The 7,723-nt window shown below is 37.6% G+C and carries 11 protein-coding genes; 9 read left to right on the top strand and 2 right to left on the bottom strand.

All coding sequences use genetic code 11. The features are described 5' to 3' along the window. Positions 1 to 389 precede the first annotated feature (389 nt). Positions 390 to 842 (top strand): hypothetical protein, encoded by a 453-nt coding sequence (locus tag Q0791_RS17190; protein ID WP_299008967.1) that lies wholly within the window; start codon positions 390 to 392, stop codon positions 840 to 842. A gap of 163 nt (positions 843 to 1,005) precedes the next feature. Here the strand turns inward: Q0791_RS17190 and Q0791_RS17195 are convergent, their stop codons facing one another. After that, positions 1,006 to 1,299 (bottom strand): YciI family protein, encoded by a 294-nt coding sequence (locus Q0791_RS17195; protein ID WP_299008968.1) that lies wholly within the window; start codon positions 1,297 to 1,299, stop codon positions 1,006 to 1,008. Between the two features lie 28 nt (positions 1,300 to 1,327). Further along, positions 1,328 to 1,774, bottom strand: coding sequence for a GNAT family N-acetyltransferase (locus Q0791_RS17200; RefSeq protein ID WP_299008969.1), 447 nt, complete (start codon positions 1,772 to 1,774; stop codon positions 1,328 to 1,330). Positions 1,775 to 2,118: 344 nt separating this feature from the next. On the opposite strand from Q0791_RS17200, the gene Q0791_RS17205 reads away from it, so the two are divergent. The 8 genes from Q0791_RS17205 (at position 2,119) to Q0791_RS17240 (ending at position 6,911) form a co-directional block, all read left to right on the top strand. Next, positions 2,119 to 2,691, top strand: a complete 573-nt coding sequence (locus Q0791_RS17205) for an alpha/beta hydrolase (protein ID WP_299008970.1) — start codon at positions 2,119 to 2,121, stop codon at positions 2,689 to 2,691. After that, complete coding sequence (locus tag Q0791_RS17210; protein WP_299008972.1) at positions 2,646 to 2,969, top strand: alpha/beta hydrolase; 324 nt, start codon at positions 2,646 to 2,648, stop codon at positions 2,967 to 2,969. The genes Q0791_RS17205 and Q0791_RS17210 overlap by 46 nt, the downstream gene beginning before the upstream one ends. A 378-nt stretch (positions 2,970 to 3,347) precedes the next feature. Next, complete coding sequence (locus Q0791_RS17215; RefSeq protein ID WP_299008973.1) at positions 3,348 to 4,208, top strand: hypothetical protein; 861 nt, start codon at positions 3,348 to 3,350, stop codon at positions 4,206 to 4,208. Positions 4,209 to 4,231: 23 nt separating this feature from the next. Next, complete coding sequence (locus Q0791_RS17220) at positions 4,232 to 4,903, top strand: hypothetical protein (RefSeq protein ID WP_299008975.1); 672 nt, start codon at positions 4,232 to 4,234, stop codon at positions 4,901 to 4,903. Between the two features lie 114 nt (positions 4,904 to 5,017). Next, a complete protein-coding gene (locus tag Q0791_RS17225) occupies positions 5,018 to 5,269 on the top strand; it encodes a DUF2999 family protein (protein WP_299008977.1) in 252 nt (83 codons plus the stop codon). 121 nt (positions 5,270 to 5,390) lie between these two features. Next, the gene (locus Q0791_RS17230) at positions 5,391 to 5,789 is read left to right on the top strand and encodes a PPC domain-containing DNA-binding protein (protein WP_299008978.1); all 399 of its coding nucleotides are present in this window, start codon (positions 5,391 to 5,393) and stop codon (positions 5,787 to 5,789) included. A 57-nt stretch (positions 5,790 to 5,846) separates the two neighbouring features. After that, positions 5,847 to 6,182, top strand: a complete 336-nt coding sequence (locus Q0791_RS17235; protein ID WP_299008979.1) for a zinc ribbon domain-containing protein — start codon at positions 5,847 to 5,849, stop codon at positions 6,180 to 6,182. A 63-nt stretch (positions 6,183 to 6,245) separates the two neighbouring features. Continuing rightward, positions 6,246 to 6,911, top strand: a complete 666-nt coding sequence (locus Q0791_RS17240) for a murein L,D-transpeptidase catalytic domain family protein (RefSeq protein ID WP_299008980.1) — start codon at positions 6,246 to 6,248, stop codon at positions 6,909 to 6,911. Positions 6,912 to 7,723: the final 812 nt, after the last annotated feature.

A 7,723-nucleotide genomic window follows, 5' to 3' on the forward strand; every position in this document is an offset into this window, starting at 1 on the left:
CAATGGCCAATGGCCAATGGCCAATGACGCAAGAATAGCGCCAATAATTAACCACTTTATATAGAGTGGTATTTTTACAGGTTATTTTGAAAATCTCAGTTCCAACAAGAGACACAGTGATAAAAATCGAAAAGTGAAGATAAAAACACATTAAAGTATGTGTACCTATTTATTTTAACCGCTCTTAAATAGTCTTTTCTCTATTCATACTGACATCAAAAAATGAGAAGCATTAACATATTCATTCTGTTTCCCTAATATTTAAAAGATATGTTTATACTTGTGCATACTGGCATTCCTTGCTAACGTGGCAATATTAATGGTTAGTTAATTATAAGCTAATCATTTTAAGCTAAGCCGTACTGAAAAATAAACCTGAAGGAGATAAAATGGAAGCATTAATCAAGTATGCGCCGGAACAAGCAGGAGAGTTATTTCAATACCGCTCTAAATACCTTGTATGCGAACAGTATAAACAAGATTTACAATACCCTGATATGTATTACGCAAGTTCCTCTTATCTTCACTTAGAAGATACAGAGCATCCAAATCATATTGCTTATTATATTGCCGGAAATAAAACCCAATGCCATACCTTTAGATTAATATTAAATATTAATGATATTAATCATATGCCCGCTGATAAAGAATATTTACTCGCTTGCGCCAAAGACTTGTATTTATATGTATTTGATCGTCCACTGGATGAAAGAATTATTTATGCAATAAAGCATGGACAAGATGTTCAGTTTATTTATAGAAAAACAAACATTAGTTTATATAAAAAAGATTGGTCTGCTAATGCAACAAATGGATTTGAACTTGAATTTAGCATTGGATAATACACTTATTTAACTCCAATCGATTCAGTTAAATTCAAAGGGGTCTCAGTTTTTATTAATCAATACCTTGGCATGGATGCCAATCTCTAGTTATTCATGATTTCAATGTTATTACAATCAATAACAATAAGCTGCCACAAATTTGGAGCAAGATAATCTGAACTTAAGCGCTAACTCGAAGAAATTCAAGCTCGGGAGCCGTCTTAGTAGGCATAAACTCTATGACATCATAATGCGCGATACCATTTTGCTTAAAAGGATCGAAATCTAATATATGCTCCAGTACTTCTCGACTATCTACAAGGGCTAAAATCACACCACCAGTACGTGGCTCTTTTCGTCCAGAAGCCAAAAAATGCCCCGCGGTATACTGCGCCTCTAAATAGGTAATATGTGCAGGCAAATGTATTTCCACTTCGCTTAACGCCACCAAATACGTCAAAGATACTACAAACATTCACTCCTCCTTAGTTTTTAGCCATAAACTAAATCATTTTTTCAAAATAAAGCAATAAGTTACCGTCAATATTTTGCTGATCAAATTGACGATAACCTAATTTTTTATAGAGATATTGGCCTCGATCATTCTTATCAAAAACATCTAGCCAAATTCGATGCGCCCTTAACTTAGACTGACAATAAACTTCCATTTTCTGTATGGCTAACTGCCCCACTCCTCGGCCTCTGCCACTCTCTCCAATAACAATACGACGAAATTCAACACACCTAGAAGCATCAATAAATAAAATAATAAAACCAACAAGCACTTGCTCTTCTAAAATAGAAAGATAAACAATATCATCCTTAGTCATTTCGCTAAGATGTTTTTCATCACTATAAGGAATAATATACTCCATCGTGCCTGCCTTTTGCTCCATAGACACAAAGTATGGAATGTCTTCAACACAGGATAATACCAATTCAATCATCATATTATTAACCTAGAGTTTTACCTTTGCCGCTTCAAAAATGGATAAACTGACTTCTATAGCAATGTGTGTTCGCTCACCCTTTATATGAGCCTTAATCAAACATAACGTCATTTCATCCACTTTGCCTTTACAATCTTCAAATCTCCAAATACAAGGGCTCACCTTCGCGCAACAAGCATGCTTCATCATACTCGCAAAAAAGTCGCAAGCGCTGCCAACAGCGAGTCAGTCTAACATGATTTATTTAAACATAATTTAACGGTTACAGATAGACAGCCCCACAACTCAGAGTATAAGATAATGTTATATTTAATCGTTAGCGCATTACATCATTAGGGAGTCATATGGCCAATGCTAGGCATAGTAGCCATTTCTTTGTCACCAATGATAATGTTAAATTACATTACCTTGATATAGGTGAAGGCCAGCCTATTATGATGCTTCCAAGCTGGACCCTCAGTACCGATATATATCAACATCAAATAATAACGCTAAGCAAAAAATATCGTGTCATTGCATTGGATATGAGAGGACACGGCTTATCCGAAAAAGTTGACTATGGTTATAAAATCTATCGACTGGCACACGACTTATATGAATGCCTTAATCACTTAAATATACAAGGCGCTACCTTACTCGGTCATGCCGTCGGCGCATCCATTATTCTATGCTACTGGGAACTTTTTGGAGCAGAGCATATCAAGAAACTCATTTTATTAGACAGAGCGGCAACCCCCATTTCCAATCCCAATTGGTCAAAAGAAGATATTATCCATTTTGGGGCAACTTCAGATACCTCTACTGTCTCTACATTGTGCCATCAAATCGCTAATGGTGAAGGAAAAAATATCAGCAAGTCCTGCTTGATTGTATGCTATCAAAAAGTATCTCAAACAGAGATAAACAACACATTCTGAGCAGTGCTTCTGGCATTCCTAATATTGGTGCTGCGCAGCTATTCTATGACAATTACCATCAAGATTGGCGAAACACACTCAAAAGCATTTCTCTGCCCACCCTTATTATTGCAGGGCGTGGCAGCCCGATTTCGGTCACCTCACAAAAGTGGTTAAGTCAACAAATTAAACATGCAAAACTGGTTATTTTTGAGGTCGAAGAAGGGGGAAAACACTTTCCGTTTATCGAAAATCCCAAAAAATTTAACCAACACATTGACGAATTTGTTCAATCCTAATGCATTATATCGACTCTAAAAGCAAGTCAGAAATAAATCTCTCACTATCCTTTTTGTATTAAACACTCTATTTGTTAGAATACTGTTGACGTATTTTCATTTCAATCTCCAGTTAAATCTATTATGTCTTAACTGGGTTAGTCGTATCAATGAAACCACGTCACTCCTATTAACTCCGTCTAAGCCTAATTTTTAATCCAAGAATATTATCAAACGACTACACTCGATTGCCATTTAAAATGTCCCTAAAGTAAATATAATTAAAAAAGTGTAATGACTGCTCATTTCTTATAATAATGCATTTTTTTGATATAAAAGCAAACTCACCTAACGTATTATCAAGAGGCAAATAAAACTCGAGCAATAAAAGCGATTTGATTGAAAAATAATATTTTTATTGATTCAAGTATATTCAATACGCTACAACAGCAAAATGAGAATAGTATGCCAACAATTAATCCAACGACAACGACTGTGAGCCAACCCTTTGGGGAACTGGAAGAACATTCACTTAACTCCACTTTTCAACCGAATCATAGTCAAAGTAACACCCTTACAACTTCCCCCCAAGGCCATACAACAATGGGGGAAGTTGGTGAAATAACACAGCAACCAGCCCTTAAGCAAAGCAAAACAGATACGGCGCCACCAGACGCCTCAATGTTAAAAAAGATAGGCCATCCTATTTTTAAAGCAACAGCAGGAGCAATAACTGCTGTTGGCGCTGGCTCTATGATCGCTGTTATTGGAGGCGCCATCTCTGCAACAGGTGTCGGTGTCGGCGTGGGTATCGTCTTGATCGGAGTCGGACTATCAGTGATGACCGCCAGCACTGCAGTCTCACTAGAGAACAAAGATCCTAATGAAAGTAAGGGGATGCATTTGGCAAAAGCCGTTGCTTGGTATAGCGCAGGCGTTGCAACCTCAGTTGCAACAATCGGATTCGCTGTCGCTGCTATACTCACACAAGGGGAAATACTTGAGCTGCTAAGAGGCAATGGGCATTCAAGTGGCATCGCTATGCCACATTCAAGCAAGCACATAGAACAGACCCCTATTGATAGCAGTGAAATGGAAGGAGTGCCTGATACGGCTCCCTTTTCCCACTCACCTAAAAACAATCCTAATACTATCAACAGTACTCTAGATTCAACCAAAAAAATGCTCAATTCTATGATGGATGGCGTTAGTCAAGTCACCCACGAAATCGCACGCAATGTTCACATGAATTTCATATAAATTATCACCATCTCGAGTTAGCAATGAACAAACAAGATCCAGCGAATTCATTTATTCAACAATTGGCTATGGAAACCATTAGACAACAGGGGACCATACCCGCACCCTTTCAAACCGAAAAAGACCACATTAACGCCACCATGATCAAAGTGCGTAAGCATTTAACCACGGCGAATAATGAGTTAATACTCGGCCTCAACTATTTACTTGATAAAAGTCCATTGGAGTTGCAACAGATCATTCATGATATCGTGTCAACACTTCGATCCGCTGAAGGCATACAACACATTATGCAATCGGCCTTGTTACAACAGCCTAATACCTTTACATTATTTTCTGATGCGGTTAATGAATTTTATGATTGTGGTGACTTCAATATTGAATGCTGTGTCATCTCTGTATTCATCGCTCTTTTTCCACTAGAAGCTCAACCCTATATTTGTTTAGCCACCCTCATTTGGCGCAAAGACGGCATACAACAAGCAGCAAGCTTCTATGAAACACTCATAGACACATTTCACTCCCCACTAATACATTATTTTGCTGCCGATTGTTTAAAAAAATCAGGCAATCATTCCAAAGCGGCCCTCCTTCTAGCCCAAGCAAAAACACATATAGAAGCACAACCAAGAAAGCAGCAAAATACTGAACTGTTATCAATGATAGGACAAGCATTAACGTCATCAAATAGGTAACTCACCCACCCATGATATCCATTCAACTTCACACGGTATTTTGCTAACATAGCAAGATGGGTTATAAAACTCAGCACAATTAAGCCGAACTCGGTGAAAACAAAAGGTAATTAAATGAATCCTATTCTTGCGCTATTAAAAGAACATAATATCAGTGATACTCAAACCCAGTCAGTATTTCAAGCATTAACGGAAAACCCTCTCATGGCAATGAGCACAGTTCAAGAGTTAGGGATCCCACAAGAGAAATTACAATCTTTAATGATGTTGTTGATGCAACAACCCCAACTCATTAAAGAAGCCGTCGATGAATTAGGCCTTGATTTTTCTAAAGTAGAAGAAGCAAAAGCAAGCTTAAACAAGTAATCGATAACCAATAAACGTAAAAGTCAGCCCATTGACTGGCTTTTATTTTCTCACTCAATTTGGTGAAAATAATACCCTAAAGTAAAATGAAACAATTCATCAATACTCTATGGATATCATTATGATCTTCCCCCTTGCATTCCGCCTTACTCAAGGAATAGATTTAAAGCTTGCCATACAAAAAATAGTGAAAGAAAATCACATTAGGGCTGGAAATATCGCCTCTTGTGTTGGTAGCTTATCCACACTCAAAATCAGGCTTGCAGGTGCAACCAACACATTAACACTGCAAGAGCCGCTAGAAATTATCTCCATAATGGGCACATTGACACTTGAACACGCCCATATTCATCTGTGCGTTGCCAACCAAAAAGGTGAGGCCTTTGGCGGACATTTACTAGAAGGCTCGATTATCGATACCACAGGCGAACTCATAGTTCACTATTATCCTGAACTTAACTTCGTAAGAAAATACGATCACAATACAGGCTTTACTGAGCTTTCTATTGATGCAAATTAAGCTTTATTGGTTAAGGTGAACTAAAATTAAGGAACAGTCACACATGAGTACATTGTTATGGCACTTATTCTTTGCAGTCAATGCCAACAGCCTATTTCAAAAGACAGCTTAACATGCCCACTCTGTGGCCATTCAAATAGTGAACCGACGCTATCAACCACTGAAACATCTGAAAGAAAAATTTCATTGCCCTTATTACTAGGGATTATTTTTATCCCTTACCTTTTTACTTGGTTCATTCTAAGAAAAGGTTACAAGCTCACCAGCCAAGCTATTGCTCTGGCTTGGTTAACCTTTATGATATATTGCCTAGCTATCGCCTTTTATGATCCCAAGCATCATCCTCTGCAATCAGAGCAGCCCGTCATCATAGAGATCCAAAAAAATCAATAACCCGCTATTTCCATACTATAATTATCAATATAGATTGACTGATATTCCCATTAGTAAAGTAGTATGATGATTCAATTTAACAGTAATACATTATTAACATTTGTTTTTTTATTGACGTCTTTAGCCTGTCATCAGCTTATCGCCCACCCCTTAACCAGCGAAAAAAAAAATGACATTATTTTAGACTTCGCTAAGAGCATTTATTCTGAGCCCAAAATACAAAAGTTAACTTCATCAACCATTCTCACTGTGATTGATTTCTCCGTAAAGCCGATACATAGAAGGCTTTGGGTCATCGATATTGAAAATGAAGAAATCCTCTTTCATACTTTAGTGGCTAATGGGGTAAGCTCCTCTCACTTTTCTAACAAACCTCACAGCCATGAGTCGAGTATTGGCGTCTTTCTCACTGGGCGTACCTATTATGGCAGACATGGGCTTTCACTAGAATTAAATGGTATTGACGGTAAATTTAATAATAATGCCAAACGCCGACACTTAGTTGTGCATAAAGCAAAATATGCAACAAGAAAGTTTATACATATTCATCATACATTGGGAAGAAGTTGGGGCTGTTTTGCCATCGCACCTAGAGTGTCTCATGACATCATTGACACAATAAAAAACGGCACAATATTGATCGCCTACTACCCCAATAAAGAATGGTTAAATCACTCACCTTATATTTCCCCTAGCACCCCGAGACTTAGCGAATACCCTCTCGATTAATGTGTTGTTGGTCAATTTCTTCTGTCACGATAGCAGACCTAAATGTCAGCCTGCGCGATTCCTTTTCTAACGGTAGGCGTGCCTTTAACATCTATTTAAAAGCTCAGTATGCCTGACGTAATTTAACGATAAGAAGTTGCAATAACAGCCAGCCCAAATAAAAAATGAATCGCTTTTTAGAAGATTAAAATAAAAAAACCTCGACTTATGTCGAGGTTTAAATACTCTTCACTAGAAAGATGTTAGTTGATACCAGACTTGAACTGACGCGCCCTTCTTAACAGCAAGAGACGAGGGATTTTAAATCCCTTGTGTCTACCGATCTTACAACTCAAGGCAATGATTTGTTTTTTTTAAATAATTTTAAAAATTAAAATAAAAAAGCCCCGACTTTATGTCGAGGCTTAAATACTCTTCACTAGATAAATGTTACTAGAAAGATGGTAGTTGATACCTGACTTGAACTGGCACGCTCTTCTTAACAGTAAGAGACGAGGGATTTTAAATCCCCTGTGTCTATCCCACCACTCAAGAAAAATATTCATCTTTTTAAAGTATTAAAACAAAAAATCCCTAGCATAAGCTAGGGATTTAATATTCTTTACTAGAAAGATGGTACCCGAGGCCAGACTTGAACTGACGCGCCCTTCTTAACAGCAAGAGACGAGGGGTTTTAAATCCCTTGTGTCTACCGATCCCACCACTCAAGAAAAATATTCGTCTTTTTAAAGAATTATACCAATCTGCATTAGAAGTTGGTCACTTTTGCCCAGCTTCTTGAGCATATGCTTTTGACCCTTTTAGTACACTCA

Origin of the sequence: uncultured Shewanella sp. (assembly GCF_947495455.1) — a bacterium.
Classification (GTDB): Bacteria; Pseudomonadota; Gammaproteobacteria; order Enterobacterales; family Shewanellaceae; genus Shewanella.